The sequence below is a fragment of the Methanobrevibacter smithii ATCC 35061 genome, from assembly GCF_000016525.1.
In the GTDB taxonomy this organism is placed as follows: Archaea; Methanobacteriota; Methanobacteria; order Methanobacteriales; family Methanobacteriaceae; genus Methanocatella; species Methanocatella smithii.
This window is the reverse complement of sequence record NC_009515.1, coordinates 235619-255579: the sequence shown is the minus strand read 5'-3', so window position 1 is coordinate 255579 and position 19961 is coordinate 235619. Positions and strand designations below refer to the sequence as shown.

15 protein-coding genes and 1 pseudogene are annotated in these 19961 nt (G+C 30.9%); 15 read left to right on the top strand and 1 reads right to left on the bottom strand.

Annotated elements, in window-relative coordinates; genetic code table 11:
* Positions 1–23: 23 nt before the first annotated feature.
* From MSM_RS01295 to MSM_RS01245, 11 genes are all read left to right on the top strand, one after another.
* A complete protein-coding gene (locus tag MSM_RS01295; protein ID WP_048058601.1) occupies positions 24–6218 on the top strand; it encodes an Ig-like domain repeat protein in 6195 nt (2064 codons plus the stop codon).
* Positions 6219–6535: 317 nt separating this feature from the next.
* On the top strand, positions 6536–7834 hold the full coding sequence (locus MSM_RS01290) for an O-acetylhomoserine aminocarboxypropyltransferase/cysteine synthase family protein (protein ID WP_004034368.1): 1299 nt from the start codon (positions 6536–6538) through the stop codon (positions 7832–7834).
* A gap of 33 nt (positions 7835–7867) precedes the next feature.
* The gene (locus MSM_RS01285; RefSeq protein WP_004034366.1) at positions 7868–9055 is read left to right on the top strand and encodes a cysteine desulfurase family protein; all 1188 of its coding nucleotides are present in this window, start codon (positions 7868–7870) and stop codon (positions 9053–9055) included.
* A 15-nt stretch (positions 9056–9070) separates the two neighbouring features.
* A complete protein-coding gene (nifU, locus tag MSM_RS01280; RefSeq protein WP_011953790.1) occupies positions 9071–9439 on the top strand; it encodes a Fe-S cluster assembly scaffold protein NifU in 369 nt (122 codons plus the stop codon).
* Between the two features lie 193 nt (positions 9440–9632).
* Positions 9633–10025: a desulfoferrodoxin family protein gene (locus tag MSM_RS01275; RefSeq protein ID WP_011953789.1), complete on the top strand. Its 393-nt coding sequence runs from the start codon at positions 9633–9635 to the stop codon at positions 10023–10025.
* Positions 10026–10302: 277 nt separating this feature from the next.
* Positions 10303–10752: a hypothetical protein gene (locus tag MSM_RS01270; RefSeq protein ID WP_048058664.1), complete on the top strand. Its 450-nt coding sequence runs from the start codon at positions 10303–10305 to the stop codon at positions 10750–10752.
* A gap of 29 nt (positions 10753–10781) precedes the next feature.
* A complete protein-coding gene (locus MSM_RS01265) occupies positions 10782–13040 on the top strand; it encodes a DHH family phosphoesterase (RefSeq protein ID WP_011953788.1) in 2259 nt (752 codons plus the stop codon).
* A 1-nt stretch (position 13041) separates the two neighbouring features.
* On the top strand, positions 13042–13551 hold the full coding sequence (locus tag MSM_RS01260) for a zinc ribbon domain-containing protein (RefSeq protein WP_011953787.1): 510 nt from the start codon (positions 13042–13044) through the stop codon (positions 13549–13551).
* Complete coding sequence (locus MSM_RS01255) at positions 13551–14453, top strand: double zinc ribbon domain-containing protein (protein WP_029143404.1); 903 nt, start codon at positions 13551–13553, stop codon at positions 14451–14453. The genes MSM_RS01260 and MSM_RS01255 overlap by 1 nt, the downstream gene beginning before the upstream one ends.
* A gap of 9 nt (positions 14454–14462) precedes the next feature.
* Positions 14463–15437, top strand: coding sequence for a zinc ribbon domain-containing protein (locus MSM_RS01250; protein WP_011953786.1), 975 nt, complete (start codon positions 14463–14465; stop codon positions 15435–15437).
* A 165-nt stretch (positions 15438–15602) separates the two neighbouring features.
* Positions 15603–16808 carry an ISNCY-like element ISM1 family transposase gene (locus tag MSM_RS01245; RefSeq protein WP_011953615.1) on the top strand — a complete coding sequence of 402 codons (1206 nt, stop codon included), beginning with the start codon at positions 15603–15605 and terminating at the stop codon, positions 16806–16808.
* Positions 16809–16877: 69 nt separating this feature from the next.
* Here MSM_RS01245 and MSM_RS01240 read toward each other — a convergent pair whose 3' ends face one another.
* Positions 16878–17165, bottom strand: a complete 288-nt coding sequence (locus tag MSM_RS01240; RefSeq protein WP_004034351.1) for a winged helix-turn-helix domain-containing protein — start codon at positions 17163–17165, stop codon at positions 16878–16880.
* 522 nt (positions 17166–17687) lie between these two features.
* Between MSM_RS01240 and MSM_RS09315 the strand changes: the two genes are divergently transcribed.
* From MSM_RS09315 to MSM_RS01225, 4 genes and pseudogenes are all read left to right on the top strand, one after another.
* Positions 17688–17891 carry a hypothetical protein gene (locus tag MSM_RS09315; RefSeq protein WP_011953785.1) on the top strand — a complete coding sequence of 68 codons (204 nt, stop codon included), beginning with the start codon at positions 17688–17690 and terminating at the stop codon, positions 17889–17891.
* A gap of 40 nt (positions 17892–17931) precedes the next feature.
* A pseudogene (locus MSM_RS09415) lies at positions 17932–17988 on the top strand (hypothetical protein); the annotation flags it as partial.
* Between the two features lie 157 nt (positions 17989–18145).
* Complete coding sequence (locus MSM_RS01230) at positions 18146–18439, top strand: 2TM domain-containing protein (RefSeq protein WP_004034823.1); 294 nt, start codon at positions 18146–18148, stop codon at positions 18437–18439.
* 7 nt (positions 18440–18446) lie between these two features.
* Entirely contained in the window at positions 18447–19811 is a 1365-nt protein-coding gene (locus MSM_RS01225) for an MATE family efflux transporter (RefSeq protein ID WP_011953784.1), read from the top strand.
* Positions 19812–19961 lie beyond the last annotated feature (150 nt).

The window sequence follows — 19961 nt, the reverse complement described above, 5'->3', positions numbered from 1 at the left end:
AAAATGAAGTTAACGGGGATATGATGATTAAAAAAAGATTTATTTTAGTTATCATGATTATTTTAACATTTTCCATGTCATTAGTTAATGCTAATGAAGATTTAAATAATGTTGGATATAATGATGGCTTGCAAGTTAATTCCACATATTCTGAGGATGTTTTAACTGCTCCTGAGGATGTTGGAACATTTAGTGATTTGAATTCGAATATTCAGGCAAATCCGAACATAAGTTTGGATAAGGATTATAAATATGATTCTTCAAGTGATGGTTCTTTATCATCAGGTATCATAATTGATAAAGATACAACTGTTGATGGTGCATCACACATAATAAATGGAAGCAATTCCAAAGATGTAAGGCTGTTTGCTGTTAATAAAGGTACTTTAACTTTAAAAAATGTTATAATAACTGATTTGAATTATAATACAGATGATAAAGGGTTAATTTATCAAAATGGAGGTAATCTTGTACTGGATAATGTTACTTTTCAAAAGTCAGGATATAAAAGTTTAATATGGGCTGATGGAGGTTCATTAACTGTAACTAATTCTTATTTTATCAATAATACTGCAACTAACATATTCAGAGTCAGCGGATATAATTCTGTTTTTATAAACAGTAATGTAATAATGAATAACAATATTTCCAATGCATTACTTGAAAATGGATTGAATGTAAACACTATTGACAATAATGTTTTTATAAACAATATCAATCATGTAAATATTGAATATATTAAAAGCTGTAGGGATAATTACTGGGGTACAAATGCAGCTACCTATGGTTCTGTTGGAATATTGTATAAATGTGATTTTACAATAGCTAAATTAAGTATTGTCGGTAATAATACTATTTCTGGAGATTCTGCTTATCAGATTGTATTTAATAATACAAAACTGCCTGTATTTAATCTTAATGCAATTATCGATGAAAAATATGCTACCTTGAATCAGAACAGTATAACTGTCAAAAACGGAGCTGCAGAAGTTAGCGTTAGCCCTAAAGCTAATGGTGTTGCAACGTTAAGTGTTGGTAAAAATTTAATTAAAGATTCCAATACTAAAAATATTAAAATTAATCTTGACGGAAGTATTGATGAGTTATGGGTAGCAACTACAGGTAGTGATACTAACGACGGCAGTAAAGACAAACCATTAGCCAGCATAACTAAAGCTATTGAAATAGCAAAATCAGGTTATACTATTCATATAATGGATGGGGAGTATTCTCAAAAAGTTTTAGAAATCAATAAAACGCTGTCATTTATTGGTGAAGGAAATAATGTTATTATAAGAGGAACTGGAAACCGTGCATTTTCATGTACTGAAGACGGATGCAATTTGGAATTTATAAACATTACTTTTGCAAATTTAATATCTGAAGAAACAAGATCTGCAGCATTATATATTGAAGGTGATGGTTTTCTTAAAGTAATTAATTGTACTTTTAAAGATATTGGAGCCAGATATGGTGCTATGGACATAGGCACTACAGCAGATGCAGAAATTAAAAACTGTACTTTTGAAAATGTAGTAGGAACTGCTTCCAGATCAGCTATTATTCATGTTTCTGGAAGTGGGGAGTATATTTTTGACGGATTAACTATTTCAAATTCCAAATTAGCTGATAATGTTGTAGAAAATGATAAGTGTGCATATTTAAGAGGAATATTTTATATTGATAATCAAAATGCAGTTGTAACTTTAAATAATACTGTTATTAGAGGTTCATCCGGTCCAATGCAATCAGTTGTTGAGTCAAGAAGTAAATTAAATATCCTAAATACTGTAATTGTGAATAATACTGTTGGTATGACTTCTACTGGTTTTGGTCAGTATCTTATTTACGGATCAAGTGCAAATGCTAATATTAATATTAAAAACACGGTAATTTCAAACAATACTGCTGGAGACAGCTCTGAGAGTGAAATTTTCCAGCTTACAAATGGAAATACTCTTGATGTATCTTATTCCAGCATTGTTGATAATAAAGTTAACAAAATATTCAATGTTAAATCAGGAAATGCTGCAGTTACTATGGATTATAACTGGTGGGGAAATAATACTGTTTCCAATGATAAAATCAGTAAATGGATCATAATGACCACACCAGATAATATAACTGCTCAAAAAGGTAAAACAATTGATGTGGGAGTATATTTCAATCATTATACAGATGCAAGTGGTAAAATTTATGATTTGTCCGTAAATGTTCCAATAACTGTTAAATTCAGTACAATCAATGGAACTTTGTTAAACAATGTTGCATATAGTGTTAATGGAATAGCTAGTGTTCCATATACTGTAAATAATAATGATACAATTACTGTAAAATCAGGTAACCAGACAGCTACTATTAAAATTATTTCCAAAGTCATTGATGCTATTTGGGTATCAGCTGAGGGTAATGATGCAAATGACGGCAGTGAAAACTCTCCGGTAGCTACAATAGCTAAAGCAATTGAGCTGGCTAAAAATTCATCTACAATATATGTTATGGAAGGAAGTTATTCTCAAGGTCAGATAACAATAAATAAGGAAGTATCTATTACAGGTTTGGGCAAAGTTATTTTGACCAATAATGCCTTTATCTGCAAAGCAGATAATGTGGAATTTAATAACATTGTATTTTCACAAAATGACGGATCTGCAGTTTTAAAAGTATATGGGAATAATATTAAAATATATAACTGTACATTCAGCAATATTAATGCTGATTTGGGAGTATTGTATCTTTCTTCAGGTTCTGTTGATATTGTTAACACTGTAATAAACAATGTAAACAGCAGATATTTAATTTCAATTTCTAAAAATGCTATTTTAAAAATGTCAAATTCTGTTGTTGACGGAAATAACCTTGAAAACAGTATTTTTTATCTTGGAGACGGGTCTTCTTTAAATGTGGATTATTGTATTATCACTAACAACAGATTTGTTAATTATACAAGTGTGGAAGAAGACGGCAAATCCGAAATTTCTCTTGATTATAACTGGTGGGGAACCAACACACCTGCGGGAAAGGATATTAAAAATTGGGTAATAATGAACGCTCCTGAAAGTATTTCCGGTGAAAAAGGTGAAACTATAAATGTCAATGTTGATTTCAACCATTATATGGGTGTTGGTGGTAAAATTCATACATTAACAAAACATATTCCGGAAACAGCAGTTGATTTTGATGGAAATATTCTAAATACTGTCAACGGATTAGTTACTTTTTCATATACTATAGAAAACAGCAATAAAATTGTTGTAAAGTCTGCCAATCAAAGTTCAGTCATTGATGTCATTATAAAAGAAGTTAAAAGAGATGTCTGGGTATCTAAGGAAGGAAATGATGAAAACAATGGTAGCCAAACCAGTCCTGTAGCTACAATCAAAAAAGCTTTAGAATTAGTAAGTGACGGATATTCAATTTACATAGCGCCGGGAACTTATCTGGAATATGGATTGGAAATAACTAAGTCTGTAAATATAATTGGTTCAGGCAAAGTCATTATTGATGCTGATAATAATGGCAAAATAATTTCTACAACAAATAAATCTGCAGTTATTAATTTAGCTAATTTGGAATTAACTAAAGCAAAAAGCAACTTTGGATGTGCAGTTTATAATTTAGGAGCTGATTTTACACTAAATAATATAAGCATTTATGATAATGAAATAACTGATGCTTTAGCTAATACTATGAGTGCTATTTACAATACTGGAGTAATGACAATCAAAAACTCTAAAATAATTCATAATATTGGGCATGGATTAATATACAACAGCAATAATCTTGCATTGATTAATTCAACTCTATCAGGCAATGATATCGCTTCAGGCACTTCATCATATGGAATTGTTTATTCAACGGGAGGTACTGTAAAAATAGTTGATTCTGATTTTGACAATAATATTGCAAGATTGGGAACTGTTTATATTTCCAGTGGAAACCTTATAGTTGAAAACTCTATTTTTGAATCTAACAGAGTTACTGTAGGAAATGGAGGAGCTATTACTTTATGGTCTTTAAGTTCTAAAGTAAACATAACTAATGCCACATTTAGAGATAATATGGCTGCTAAGGATGGTGGAGCTATTTTGGCTAAAGGTGATGTAAACATATTAAATTCAATATTTGAAAACAATGCTGCAGGTAATGGATATTATGGAAATGCAATTTATAATTATGGTAATTTAAATATTCATTATTCAGTATTATTGGAAAATGCTTCCTCCAATTATGTAATTTATAATTGTGGATACAATCCTTCTGCTAATGCACAATACAACTGGTGGGGAACTAATAATGATCCTTCAAAATTGGTTGGTGCAGGTAAATGGGATGAAGATACTCCATGTGAGGATGTAGATGTTTCAAATTGGATTATTATGAGTGTAACTCCAAACATTATTGAAAATATCACAGGAAATCAAGTTATAAAAGCAACATTTGATAAATATCAAGGCAACGATGGAAAACTTTATGATTTAACTAATGCTCTTCCTGAATTTAATGTTAAATTCAGTGCGATTAATGGCACATTATCAGATAATCTGGCTAAAGTTATTAATAATGCAGCTAGTGTTAATTACACAATATCTGACAATGACACAATTACTGTAGAATATGGTAATGAAATATTTAATATTAAAGTTATTGTAGCTAAAGAAACCTCAATTATTTTAATCAACGTTAATGATATTGTTGTAGGTGAAAATGCTACAATTGATGTATTTGTCAATAAAAATGCAACAGGTAATGTGGTTGTTAGTGTTAACAATAAAAATATTACTGTTAATATTAAGGATGGTAAAGCCAGTTTAATTGTAAGTGACTTGCCTGTCGGCAAATATGACATTGTAGTTAAATATAGTGGAGATGCTAATTATGGAGCTAGTACAAACATAACCTCATTTAATGTAGGCAAAATAGCTAAATATGACATTGATGTTGATATTTCCAGGGTTCAAAGTGGAGAAAATGCTACAATAACTGTAAGTCTGCCAAAAGATGCAACAGGAAATGTTACAATAATCATTGGAAATAAAAAGTATAATGCAACTGTAGTTAATGGAACTGCTAAAGTTATCACTGGTGTATTGGATAATGGTACTTATGATGTTGTTGTGTACTATTCGGGAGATGATAAATATCTTAATTCTGTTAAACAACTTAACATGACTGTTGATGTTAATAAAAATCTTAACTTAAAATCAGATGACATTGTCATGTTTTATAAAGATGGAACAAGATTTACAGCAGTTTTAACTGATTATAAAGGTAATCCGATAGCTAATGAAACTTTAATATTTGTAATTAATGGTGTAAATTATACTAAAATTACTGATAATAAAGGAACTGCTTCAATGGCACTTAAGTTAATGCCTGGAGTATATGAAGGATTAGTACTGTTTAATGGAACTTCAAATTACAACAATATCTCTGTTAAATGTAATATAACAATTAAATCTACTGTTATTGGCCATGATATTGTTAAAATGTTTAGAAATGCAACTCAGTATTCTGCACTATTCCTGGACAGCAACGGTAAGGCTTTAGTTAATGCTACTATTAAGTTTAACATTAATGGTGTTTTCTATACTAAATCTACCAATGGTGAAGGTATAGCTACTTTAAACATCCAATTGCTTCCTAAGGAATATATTATAACCAATTATAATCTTGTTACTGGTGAGGAAAACTCAAATAAAGTAACTGTCAAATCATTACTTGTTGGTAATTCTGATTTGGTTAAATATTACTTAAATGAATCCGGTTATACTCTTAAGGTAATAGGTAAAGACGGTAAAGTTGCAGCTGGTCAGGAAGTAACCTTCAACATCAACGGAGTCTTTTACCACAGAGTATCTGATGACAATGGTATTGTTAGCTTAGGTATTAAGTTACGTCCGGGCACCTACATTGTAACAGCTGAATACGAAGGCTGCAGAGTCTCCAACAGCATTACAGTATTGCCAACTTTAATTACTAAAGAGCTTGACATGAAATACTTAGACGGCAGTAATTTCACTGCAAAAACACTTGACGGTCAAGGTAAAGCATTAGCTAACCAAAATGTATCATTTAACGTAAATGGTGTATTCTACCATAAAACAACAGATGAAAACGGTATAGCAAACTTAAATATCCGTTTAAATCCAGGTAAATATATCATCACATCTATCTGGAACGAATACCAAATAGGAAACAACATTACAATTGCTTAAAAAAGAGGATTTCAAATTCTCTTTTACTTTTTTTAATAAAAACCTTTATATACTTTAAATGTCTATTGTTATATGATATTATAACACGCATTATAATTTCATTTAGTTTTCGTAAATTGTATTTTTAGGTTTACCCAAAACATTTATATATGTTAAATAACTATTGTTATATAGCATTATAACATGTGATATATTTTATATTGAAAATCATAATGCACATCATATTTAGTTTAGAAGGGATAAAAAAAATATGGGATTTTTAAAAATATATGTTATAGTGTAGTAATATTAAATTTAAAAAAATTACAGGTGATTATATGGTAGAAAAAAGACAATACAAATCATCCACATTAGGTGTACGTGCAGGTCAAGAACCGGATCCGGTTACTGGAGCATGTGCTGTACCGATTTATCAAACAAGCTCATATGTATTTAAGGACGCTGCAGAAGCAGCAAGGAGGTTCGGATTACAGGAATTTGGTCAAATTTATTCCAGATTAACTAATCCAACAACTGAAGTATTTGAAAAGAGAATAGCTGCTATTGAAGGAGGTAATTCTGGATTAGGTACTTCAAGCGGTCTTGCAGCAATTACTTATGCAATTTTAAACATTACATCTCCAGGTGATGAAATCGTATCTGCAGATAATCTTTACGGCGGAACTTACCAGCTGTTTGATTACACCTTTAAAGATTTGGCAAGAAATGTTAAATTTGTGGATTCAAGTGATTTGCAGGCATTTGAAGATGCAATTACTGATAAAACCAAAGCAATTTACTGTGAATCTATAGGCAATCCGAAACTGGATGTGCCTGATTTTGAAGCTTTAGCTGAAATTGCTCACAGTCATGACATTCCGTTAATTGTAGATAATACAATTGGTGTAGGTTTGGTAAGACCTTTGGAACATGGTGCTGATGTTATTGCAGCATCTGCAACCAAATATGTTGGAGGTCATGGAACTTCCATTGGAGGATACATTGTAGATTCAGGTAAATTCAATTGGGGTAATGGTAAATTCCCGCAATTTACAGAACCTGATCCAAGTTATCACGGATTGGTATTCTGGGATGCATTTGGTGATGTTCCGGAACTTGGAAATATAGCTTTTACCTTAAGGGCCAGAGCAAGATTATTACGTGATTTGGGGTCAACTCAGGCACCAACTAACAGTTTCCTGTTTTTACAGGGACTTGAAAGTTTGGATGTAAGAGTAAAAAGACATTCTGAAAATGCTTTAAAAGTAGCTAAATTCTTGGAATCACATCCTAAAGTTAAATGGGTAAGTTATCCTGGTTTGGAATCTCACCCTTCACATGAAACTGCTAAAAAATACTTAAACGGTTATTATGCAGGTATTTTAGGTGTAGGTATTGAAGGCGGTGAGGAAGCAGGTAAGGAATTCATCAATAACTTGGAATTATTCTCTCTTCTTGCAAATATTGGTGATGCAAAAAGTTTAGCAATACATCCTGCAAGTACTACTCATCAGCAACTTTCAGAAGAAGAACAATTGGCTACTGGTGTTACACCGGACTTTGTAAGGTTATCTATTGGTCTTGAAGATGCAGATGACTTGATTGATGATCTTTCACGTGCTTTAGATAAAATTTAAATTTTAATAAAAAAATAAAAAGGAGATTATAAGATGTATTTGGATAATTCAGCAACTACTGCAGTTAGTGAGGAAGTACTAAACGAAATGGAGCCTTATTTCAGGGAAGCCTATGGAAATCCGTCTACTTTGTACTCTGTTGGCCGCGAAGCTAAAAAGGGTTTAGATAAAGCAAGACAAAGAGTGGCTGATGCAATTAATGCAGATCCTAAAGAAATAATATTCACTAGTGGAGGATCAGAATCTGATAATTTAGCTATTAAAGGTATTGCTTTAAAATTAAAAGGTAAAGGAAACCACATTATCACTTCTGAAATTGAACATCCTGCAGTTAAAGAAACACTCCATTTCCTTGAAACTTTAGATTTCAAAGTAACCTACCTGCCGGTTTATGAAAACGGTATTGTAAAAGTAGAGGATGTTAAAGATGCGATTACTCCAGAAACAATCTTAATTACCATTATGCATGGTAATAATGAAATTGGTACTCTTCAGCCAATTGCCGAGATTGGTAAACTAGCCAGAGAACGTAAAATTCTTTTCCACACTGATGCAGTCCAGACATTCGGTAAAGTTAAAGTGGATGTTGAAGAATTGAACGTTGATTTATTATCCTTATCATCTCATAAAGTCCATGGTCCAAAAGGTGTTGGAGCATTATATATTAAAAAAGGTGTTAGAATAACTCCTCTTATTCATGGTGGTGGCCAGGAAAGAGGAATCAGGTCAGGTACTGAAAATGTTCCAGGTATTGTTGGATTCGGTAAAGCATGTGAAATAGCTAATAATAATCTGGAAGAAAATTATGCAAGATTAGTTAAAACAAGAGATGAAATTATTGAAAAAGTATTGGATGCAGTTCCTGAATCTTATCTTAATGGTGATAGGAATGAAAGACTGCCTAATGTCATTAATTTCAGATTCTCATCTATTGAAGGTGAATCATTAATCCTCCTTTTAGATGCAAAAGGATATCAGGCATCAACAGGGTCAGCCTGTTCATCTAAAACTTTAGAAGCATCTCCTGTATTAAAAGCTCTTAATCTTGATGATGTTGATGTACATGGTTCCTTAAGAATATCTTTAGGTTCCCAAACTCACTTCGATGATGTTGACGGTTTAGTAGAAGCAATTAAAGAGTCAGTAGCTACTTTAAGGAAAATGTCTCCTTTATGGAATTCTGATGAAAAATATGAAGAAATGATGGGTCAAAGTAAATAAATTAAGGTGTTAAATATGTACAGTGAAAAAGTTATGGATCATTTTGCAAATCCAAGAAATTCAGGAGAAATGGAAAATCCTGACGGAGTAGGAACAGTAGGAAACCCAACCTGCGGGGATTTGATGACTATCTATATTAAAGTTAAGGATGATGTTATCACTGATATTTCATTCCAAACCTTCGGTTGCGGAGCAGCTATTGCTACAAGCAGTATGATTACTGAAATAGCTATTGGCAAAACATTGGAAGAAGCATTAAAAATTAGCCGTAATGATGTTGCAGAAGAATTGGACGGTCTTCCACCAGTTAAAATGCACTGTTCCAATTTGGCTGCAGATGCACTTAAGGCAGCTATTGATAACTATTATGAAAAGTCTAATTAAACTTGTTCAGGATTTACAATCATAATTTTCCTTGATTGGCAAGTGGTGGCGTTAATCTTTTAAAAAGTTAAACCGCCAAGCTATTTGAATATTAAAAAATAATCACGAGTTTATTAATATTGTGAAAATAATCAATAGTATTATATACTTTAAAATATAAACTTTCTTTAAATTATTATGAGGAGATGTTTGTATGGTAGAATATGGAAAAATATTCAAATGTGAAGACTGCGGAAGCATAGTTGAAGTTTTAGTAGATGCACACGAAGAAAAAGTTTGCTGTGACTCTTCTAAAAATATAATCGAACCTCAAACTGAAGGAGATAAAGCTCCTAAACATGTTCCGGTTATATCAGTTGATGGGAACGAAGTTACAGTTGCTGTTGGTGAAGTTCAACATCCGATGGACGATGACCATTTCATCCAATTTGTTGAATTAATCGTTGGTGATGAAAGATATATCAAACATTTCAAACCAGGCGATGTTCCAAAAGCTACATTTACTGTTGATGCAGATTTACTTGCTGCAAACGAAGCAATTGCAAGGGAATTCTGTAACTTACACGGCCTTTGGGCCAGCCAATAAATTTTAAGATGCTTTTCTTAAAATTTATTTCTTTTTTTTTACTGTGGAATAGGATATTTTCATAGATGAGCAGCTTATTTGACAGCTATTATTATTTTGTTTAATTAATGTTTAATGTTATGAAAAATATGGTATTAATTATGCACACATATTCTGATTAAATAGCGAATTTTATATTAATATTTTATAAAAAAAATTTTAAGTACTTGTTTTTATAAAAATTATTAATGTGTCAGACTATAAGAGAGCATTAGTTTTTATTTTTCTTTTAGTTATAATAGCTATAGCTATTGTCTATGTTGGATTTTCTATGAATTCTCTTGATAATTCAATGGCTGAAATTAGCGATAATATATCTAATGGTGATAAAGAGTATAATGATGCTGTAAATTTAATAAATAATAAAAATTATGATGAAGCATTAGAAAAAGCACTTTATGCAAGTGATGATTTTAATAAAAGTTCCAGAGATTTGTCAGATATACAGAATGGTAGTTATAATTTTAATGAAGTTCATAAAGAATACTTAGCTACTGCTATTGATGAAGTGGAATTAAAACAGGATGCTGCATCTAATTTGGTTCATGCTATTTATTATTTTAAAAATAATGATAATTCTACTGGAAGTAGTTATGGTAATAAGGCAAATAGCTTAATGGATGAAGCTATTCAGTATCAAAATGCAAGAAATAAGTTAGTTAATGATAATCCAAATTTATTTAGATAAAATTTTTACTTTAAAATGAGGTTTTTAAATTGAAAAAAAAGTGTCCAAAATGTAGAGGAACAGGTTCTGTAGTTGTAGATTATAAAGACTGTGATAGCTGTGGCGGAACTGGTTACCAAGATTCCTTTGATGTAGGAAATCATTTTAAAGGAGTTAATAGTAATGCGAAAGCTAAATTTGATTTAGGGGCAGATCAGGATATTCCATGTGAAGTTTGTCATGGAAAAGGTCAGATTGAAGTTTTTGAAGAATGTCCTAATTGTCATGGCAGCGGTCAGATTAATGTATGTAATGACTGCGGCAAACCAATCAGTGAAAAATATGATTTATGTAGAGATTGCCATACCAAAAGGAAGGAAGATAGAATGAAACGTGATAAAATACGGGAGATGGAAAACGAAGTTAAAGATGTTTATGTCTTGGATTCATTATGTCAAATGAGGGATATGGACAAGGATAGACTTTATAAAGGCAGAGTTACCCGTGTTGAAAAATATGGTGCTTTTGTAACATTAAATAATAATGTCTGGGGACTTATGAGGGGAGATATCTCTAATTATAAAGTTGGAGATGATGTTATTGTATTTATAACAGCTATTAAATCAAGGGAAAGAAAAATTGATTTGGCTCCAGCATATGTTAAAAATTACAATATTGTAAAACAGACAAAAAGCATTCCAAGAACCATTATTTCTGATCTGGAAGAAAAAATGGGCAAATTGGTTCGTGTTGACGGTGAAGTTCTACAGGTTCAGCAAACTTCAGGACCGACTATTTTTACAATTACTGATGAATCAAATATTACATGGGTAGCTGCTTTTGATGAAGCTGGAGTTAGAGCATATCCAGATATTGATGTTGGGGATGCTGTGGAAGTTTTAGGTGAAGTTAATCAGCATGGAGGCAAGCCTCAAATTGAATCTCAGTCTATTTCCAAATTGGAAGGTGAGAAAAAAGCCAAACTTCATGATTTAATTGAAGATGCATTAAATAAAAGGGCAGAACCTGATGATGTTGATTTCCTGGTTAAAAGTGATGTTTTAAACAGATTGAAACCTAAAATGAGGGAAGCAGCTCAAAAAATTAGGAGAGCTATTTTAGATGGCAGATCTATTTTATTAAGACATCATAACGATGCAGACGGTATCTGTTCAGGAGTAGCTATGGAAAAAGCTATTGTTCCTCTTGTCGAACAGGTAAATCCAAGTAATGATGCTCAGTATTATTATTTCAAAAGATCTCCAAGTAAAGCTCCATTTTATGAATTGGAAGATGTAGTTAAGGATTTGTCCTTTGCTCTTGAAGACAAGGAAAGACACGGTCAAAAATTGCCGTTAATTGTTTTGCTGGATAATGGTTCTACAGAAGAGGACATTGTAGCTTTGATGCAGGCTAAAATTTATGATGTGGAAGTTGTAGTAATAGACCATCACTCTCCTGGAGATTTAATTACTAAAGAGGAAAAAGACGGGGAAATTGTTGGCGGAACTGTTGCTGTTGATGAATATGTTGACACTCATGTAAACCCTTATCTGGTTGGAGGAGATTCTCAGCTAACTGCAGGAGCACTGGCTACTGAAGTGGCACATATTATAAATCCTGAAATTAAAGATTTAATCAAACATCTTCCGGCTATTGCAGCTTTGGGAGATCATGCTGAATGTGGTGAAGTTTACCAATACCTTGAATTGGCAGCAGAAAAAGGATTTACTAAAGAACATTTAGCTAAAATAGCCGAATGTGTTGACTTTGAAGCTTATTTCCTTAGGTTCATGAATGGTAGGGGAATTATGGACACTATTTTAGCTGTTGACAATATTGATAAGCATGAAAAGATGATTGATTCTTTATACAAGGAATATTTAAAACGTGTTGACACTCAGCTTAAAGCAGCTATTCCTAATATTGAAAAAACTCATTTTGAGAATGGCATTTACTTCAATATGATTGATGTTGAAAAATATGCTCATAAATTTACATTCCCTGCTCCTGGAAAAACCTGTGGTTTTGTTCATGATAGTGTAGTTCAGGCATTAGGTGAGGATAAACCAATTATAACTTTAGGACATGGTCCTGATTTTGGTGTAATAAGAGCTACTGATGCTGTTAATGAAAGATTTGGATTTAGCGTCAATAATATTGTTCCTAAACTGGCTGAAATGATACCTTCAGCAGGTATTGACGGCGGAGGCCATGAATGTGCCGGATCTATAAAATACATTGAAGGTTTAGGGGAAGAAGTTTTAAGTGAATTTGTTAATGAAATAAGAAATATGAGTGAACTTTAAAATGAAATATTGTCCTAAATGCGGTTTTGAAAATGCTAATTATGCCAAATTTTGTGTAAAATGTGGCAATTCTTTTGTTGACATGGACATTAATACAATTAAAAAACATAATTCAATTATGAATTCCATGCATTCAAAAGAAACAAGTGAAATTTCACAAAAGAAAAAGGTTAATAATACATTTAATGAATCACATTTTAAAGATAATGGGCATACTAAACCAACTTTTAAATTCAAATTGTTTCATATATTTGATGAGAGAAAAAATAAATACAGGATTAGCAAATTAAGAGTAATTTTAGCAATGGAAGCTGCTTTCTTTTTTGCAGTTTCTGTTTATATTTCCTTATTTGTAGATTCTGAATTTTTTTCAAGTGAATTTGCGGTTAATCCTGTTGTTGCGATTTTGCTGTTGATTTGTGCAAGTATAGTTATAGCAGGAATATTCGTAATTCCTACAGGGATTATAGGATGGATTTTAAGAAGAATTTATCTTTACTTGACTAAATGATGATGCATATGGTTTTACAAAACTACTGTGGCAATTGCGGCAAAAGATTATCACTTAATGAAGAGTACTGTAAAGGCTGTGGAGCTAGAACAGCTTTTGTAGATGCTGGTGATGATTATATGTTTACGCTTCCAATTTACGACATCGGATTTTTTGATTTGGATATAGACTTTTCACCTTATATTGAAAGCACCAGAAAAGATTTGAAATATGAAGTCTGTTCCTGCGGATATCTGAATTTAAAAGAAAATGACTACTGTTATCATTGCGGTGTTAAAAGAACACACAGTAAATTAAGAAGAATTTTCAAATCCCAACCAAAACCTACATTTTCATTTACAACCGTTAGCTGTGAATGCGGGCATGTTAATTCTAAAGAAAACTTGTTTTGTGAAATGTGTGGAAAGAAATTAGTTGAAGATGAAGAGACTCCATTAAAAGATCTTTACAGTAATTTTGAGTTTGAATGTGATTATCCTATTTTTTGTTTTTGCGGACAGGAAAATGATGAATTCAGTCAGTTTTGCAGTAATTGCGGATTTCCGTTAGATAATTTTGAAAAAACTGATGGAAATATTCAAAAATTATGTTTTTGTTCTACATTAAATGATGTTACTGCTGATTTCTGTGTTGACTGTGGAATTGATTTAAAAAATGAAAATAAAGCTTTAATTTGTGTTTGCGGAACTAAAAATCCCATATCTGCAAAATTTTGCAGCAGCTGTGACAGACAATTGAATCCAAAACGTTTTGTTAAATCCAAATTGGTTTGTAGTTGTGGAAAAATTGTAGATTATGATGTTGAATTTTGCCCTAATTGTGGTAAAAACATTAAAAAAGCCATGAATCGTAAAATTAAATTGTCAAATGCCGGAAGATCTATAAGAAATGTTTTCAGATAAGGTGTAGTTATGAAAGAATGTGATGTATGTGGAACTCCTAATCTTAGAGCAAATAATTACTGCACTCACTGCGGAAATAGAATAGCTATGGATAATATCTGTCCATTTTGCGGGGAATTAAATTCAGATGACAGTAGCTATTGCAGCAATTGCAATAAACAAATTCGTCCTGTCTCTATTGATAGCTTTGAAAAGCTGTTTACTGATTATAATAAATTATTGCTGGCCAAAGCTGAAATTTCTGATGAAGATTATAGTAAATTATTGTCAAATATTTTTAGGAAATTAAAATTTTCAAAAATTGCAGGTCATACTCCTAAAGAAAAAATATTAAGTATAGCAGGAGTATTTGCTGAATGCAGGCCAAAGGCCAGAGGTGAAGAATTCGGATTTGAATTTGGGCATGTTTTGTATTATGATGACCGTTTGGATGATTCAGTTCAGATAGCTACTATTATTCATGAATTGACTCATTTTTTATTGTTTGACATAATTGAAAGTTTGCTTTGTGATGTGTTTCAAGTAAAGCAGTCTTCTACATTAGAAGGTTTTGTCTGGTATTGTTTGTCTAATGATTTGGCTTTAATGAATGAATATTGTGCTCATACTGTTGAAGGAAGGTTTATTCCTCATGGATATCAGCGTTATGCTTCTTTTGAAAGTTTGCTTGAAGAAACAACTTTTGATGATGAAAAAATTGGGGTTTTGATGGTGCTGGGCAATACTTTTGCCGGAGAGATAATTGGTCAGCTGGAAGATTATATTGATCATGATTTAAGGGAAGCTATTAAACTGCAATATAAAAAAGATTTAAAAAATCCGGATTATAATTCTATAGGTTACGAGTCTATGGACTCTGTGAAAACGGATGTTAAAAATCAGATTATATTTAATTATTTATTTGATAGCTTTGATGAAGCTTCAGATGTTAATAATCGTGAAAATTTGGAATTTTTAAAAGAAGGTATTAAAAACAGGGTTTAAATTAATTTTTTTGAGTCTGTAAAATTTTATAGGCTTATTTGTTTTTTAATTTTTTACAGTTGAACTTTCATTTTGATGAAATTTCATTCTAATTTTTCTTTAATTTTAATATAAATGATTTAAAAATAGTAAAATACTTTAATAAGTGAGGACAAATAATATTTTATGACCAAACAAAACAAATCTGCCCTCAATAGTAATATAGACTTCATACAACTTAAACTTTATGATTTTTTTGATGAAAAAATTGATCAAGAAAAAATTATTTCAAAAAGATTGAATAAAACACCTAATTTTGAAAATACTAATCATAAACTATTTTTAGATGAAAATAATACTTTTAAATATGATAATCCCATTTGTCCAGTTTGTGGAAGCCACAAAATAATCAAAAAAGGCACAATAAAGAAAAACAAACAAAATACTAATGGAAAAACAACAGAATTCAAAGAACAGCAATATCAATGCAAAAAATGTGGAAAAAAATTCGGAATATACAATAATCCATTAATTGGTGAAAATAAACAATTTTTACAAGAAATAATGGATAAAATTCCAGGAATAATGAAAATAGGGTACCAATCACTTCGTAAAATAAGTAAATACTTTGAAATATTCCTTGGAATCAGAATATCTCATCAAACAATCAAGAACTGGTCTGACAAAAATCACGAAGAAAGCATCAGCAATGAAAAATTTGAATATTCTGGCTATTATTTATATGATGAGCAATTTTTAAGACTTAATGGAACTAGACACTACAGATTAACTTTATTTGATGCAATACTCAATATTCCAGTCACAGAACGAATAGTACGTCGCAGAATACCAAAAAACACGAAAAAATTTATCTTAGAATCAACAGAAAATAAACCATTCATTTGCCTAACAACCGATTTATTCCCAATGTATCGTAATGTAGCAGATGAAATAGAAGTAAAACATCAATTGTGCATATTTCATCTGTTTCAAACAATAAACCATAAATTAAAAGTATATTGTAGAAGAAACAAGATTAATGGAAAACAAAGAGACCATATTTACGAAAATGCACAAGAATTAAAAAACTGTTTCAGACAAAACTCAAAAAAAGAAGCAATAGAACAATTTAAACAATATTTACAAAAATATACGGCCATACCAGTTGTTTTAAAAGATTTCATAAGAAAACATATCATAAATCACTTCCACAGATACGTAGAATATCTTGATGATGAAAATATAGAAAAAACATCAAATAAAGTCGAAAATTACTACAGACAAACCAATCCTGAAAAAATAAAGAAAATATACAAAACCAAAAATGGAATCCTGACATTTTTAGACTATCAAATGCAAAATTGGACTGAAAAACACATTAAAATCAAATAAGCCTATAAAATTTTACAGACTCAATAAAAGAAAAATGTAATTGTTAAAGGAAGTATGAAAAGTGCAGTTTCAGTTTTCTTCCTCTTTTTCATTTATAGATTCCAATACTTCTTTACCTGTATCAGTTAATCTGTACAATCTTCCTTTTCTAGCTTCTTCATTTATACATTCTACAATTTCTTTACTCTTAAGTTCACTTAAAACTTTAGAAATATGGTTTGTTCTAATACCACTGTCTTTTGCAATATTTGTTGGTATTTTAACATTATTTCCAATAGATTTTAAGGTTTTTTCTCTGTACTTTGAAATTTCAACATATGAAGTTAATTTCAAAAGTTCGTCATCTTTTTGTGACATATTAGTATAATTTATATCTCATAATATAAAATGTTTTGTACTATTATATGTTCTTCCTATGGTCATCTTTAACACAATTAATATTATTTTTTTAATTTTTTTATAATTTTGTTTATCTTATTTAAATTTTGTTATATATTAGTTTGGTATTTCATTGTATTTTATATATGGTGTTTATTTTAGCTTTTTTGAAAGGACTGTTGATTATATCAACATTCAACTGTTTATTTTGAAACAATTTTTATAAGTTTGGCTATTTTTTTGGAAGTTGTACATTTTTTTTCAAAATTTTTTCAGGCATTTGCTGATTTGATTTTTTGGGGGGGGTAAAAAGCTTTGAAATATTTTAATTGAACTTTTTAGCAATTGTTTAATTTAAAAAATGATTGCCTAAACAGCTGTTTCCTTAAAAACATTTATATGTTTAACTGTACAATTAATACATATTTTTTAAAATAATGTGGATAAAAAATGAACAGTGATAAAGAAAAAATAGATATTTTTTAAAATAATGTGGTTAAAATGGGTGTGGGTGAAGAAAAGGATATATTTGATGAAATGTCTTTAATCTTATTGATGTATAATATATCTCAGAATGGAATTAAGTTTGCAAGGTTAAAATCAAAGGAACTGACTAATATTCGTGAGTGTTATTATCTGCTTAAAATTTATTATTCTGAAAGGGAGTTGTCACAGGAGGACCTCTGTGATATTTTGCCAAAGTAAATGAACTGTAGCTAAAACTCTTAGAAAATTAGAAGACAAAGGTTATATTGAAAGAATAATAAATAAAGATAATAGACGAAAATATATCTTAAAATTAACTAAAAAAGGTGAAGAAGTAATTTCTGTTTTAAAAAGAGAGATGGATTACTGGCATAATGCAGTCGGACTTGCTGAAGTAAGTGAGGAAACTATGGATGTAATAAGGGCTGTAGCTAGAAAGAGTTACAATTTAGTAAATGAATGAGGTTTAAATAATGGATGAAGAGATACTTTATAAAAAAGCTAAAAACCTTGTTAATAAAAAAGTAAAATTTTACAGATACTTATACTGTTATATTATTGTAAATGTATGTTTATTTTTTATTAATCTTTCAGAAATTCACGGAAATTGGACTGATTTACACCAGTGGTGGTTTTTATGGGTAACTGTTCTTTGGGGAGTCTGGTTAATATTTCATTATATTAAAGTATTTGTTCTTCACGACAGATTTGACGATGATTGGATGGAAGAGAAAATTCAAAAAGAAATGGATAAAATGAGGAAATAGGGTAATTATGGCTAATAAAAATGTTGAAGTAATGAGAGGTAATCCTGAAACAGCTGTTAAGAAATTGGCGATTCCAATTATGATTTCTATGCTTTTAACAGCATCATATAATATTATTGATGGGGTATGGATAGCAGGGCTTGGTCAGGAAGCTATTGCAGGTATTGGTTTTATAACTCCGATTTTCATGATATTGAATGGGGTAAGTGTAGGACTTGGAAGTGGTGCAACAAGTAGTATAAGTCGTTTTGTTGGAGCTAAAAATCATAAGAAAGCCAGTCAGTCAGCAGCACATTCTTTGCTGATTTTTTTAATAGCTTCCGTAGTTTTAACAATTGTATTGTTAATTCTTCAGGAACCCTTGCTTAAATTATACGGAGCAAGTGGTGAGTCATTAGCTCAGGGAATTAAATATGGAACTCCTCTATTTTTAGGTTTATTTGCTTTTATATTTGCAAATGGTGCAAGTGGTATCCTTCGTGGAGAAGGAGATATGAAAAGAGCAATGTATGCAGTTGTTGTTTCTGTAATATTAAATGCAATTTTAGATCCGATATGTATTTACATTTTAGGATGGGGATCAGCAGGAGCAGCTATTGCAACAATTTTAAGTTCCATCTGCTCAGCTATTGTTATATTATATTGGATTTTAGTTAAAAAGGACACATATGTGGATGTTAATTTAGGTGAATTTAAATTTGATTCCAGCATAGCTAAAGATATTTTAAAAGTAGGTATTCCAGCATCAATGGATATGCTTGTAATGTCTATTGCAATGTCTTTGTATATGATATTTATTTCTTCAATTGCCGGAGAATTTGGAATAGCGTCATTTACATCAGGTCAGAGATTATACTTGTTTGCAATAATGCCGCTTACAGCTATTGGAACAGCAGTTACAGCAGTTGTAGGCAGTTCATTTGGAGCTAAAAACGGAGAGTATATTTCAAGAGCACATAAATTCGGTGCAAAATTTGGAATAATATTTGGAACATGTGTAACTCTTATTTTAGTAGTTTTTGCAACTCAGTTATCTACTATATTTGCATATACTGCTGAAACTGCACATTTGGTTCCGGAAATAACCAGATATTTGCAAATAGCCTGTCTTTCTCTACCTTTAACCGGTGCAGGAATGGCTTCAACTTTCTTTTATCAGGGAATTGGAAAAGGAACAATCAGTTTATCCTGGACAATTATAAGGGAAGTTATTTTCACTGTCGGAGCCACATTTTTCTTCGGAATTTATTTGGGCTGGGGATTAATTGGTATTTGGGCAGGATTGGCTATCGGACGTGCTGCTGCCAGTATCTTAAATTACCTCTATGCAAGGTACACTATTAAGGGAATTAGAGAAACACTCGGAAACTAATTTCTTTAATCTTTTTTTTATTTTTACTTTTTATACTTTTATTTAAATCTGTTTATAGGTTTTAAAAAGAAATATTTATATTTTAATTGGAATATAAATTATAAACACAACATAAAAACAATTTTGTTTTTTCTGTAATGTTAAAAAGTG

Excerpts from the sequence above, each read along its gene's own strand:
- MSM_RS01295 (WP_048058601.1), top strand. The coding sequence starts at position 24 with ATGATTAAAAAAAGATTTATTTTAGTTATCATGATTATTTTAACATTT.
- MSM_RS01290 (WP_004034368.1), top strand. The coding sequence starts at position 6,536 with ATGGTAGAAAAAAGACAATACAAATCATCCACATTAGGTGTACGTGCA.
- MSM_RS01285 (WP_004034366.1), top strand. The coding sequence starts at position 7,868 with ATGTATTTGGATAATTCAGCAACTACTGCAGTTAGTGAGGAAGTACTA.
- nifU (WP_011953790.1), top strand. The coding sequence starts at position 9,071 with ATGTACAGTGAAAAAGTTATGGATCATTTTGCAAATCCAAGAAATTCA.
- MSM_RS01275 (WP_011953789.1), top strand. The coding sequence starts at position 9,633 with ATGGTAGAATATGGAAAAATATTCAAATGTGAAGACTGCGGAAGCATA.
- MSM_RS01260 (WP_011953787.1), top strand. The coding sequence starts at position 13,042 with ATGAAATATTGTCCTAAATGCGGTTTTGAAAATGCTAATTATGCCAAA.
- MSM_RS01255 (WP_029143404.1), top strand. The coding sequence starts at position 13,551 with ATGATGCATATGGTTTTACAAAACTACTGTGGCAATTGCGGCAAAAGA.
- MSM_RS01250 (WP_011953786.1), top strand. The coding sequence starts at position 14,463 with ATGAAAGAATGTGATGTATGTGGAACTCCTAATCTTAGAGCAAATAAT.
- MSM_RS01245 (WP_011953615.1), top strand. The coding sequence starts at position 15,603 with ATGACCAAACAAAACAAATCTGCCCTCAATAGTAATATAGACTTCATA.
- MSM_RS01240 (WP_004034351.1), bottom strand. The coding sequence starts at position 17,165 with ATGTCACAAAAAGATGACGAACTTTTGAAATTAACTTCATATGTTGAA.
- MSM_RS09315 (WP_011953785.1), top strand. The coding sequence starts at position 17,688 with ATGGGTGTGGGTGAAGAAAAGGATATATTTGATGAAATGTCTTTAATC.
- MSM_RS01230 (WP_004034823.1), top strand. The coding sequence starts at position 18,146 with ATGGATGAAGAGATACTTTATAAAAAAGCTAAAAACCTTGTTAATAAA.
- MSM_RS01225 (WP_011953784.1), top strand. The coding sequence starts at position 18,447 with ATGGCTAATAAAAATGTTGAAGTAATGAGAGGTAATCCTGAAACAGCT.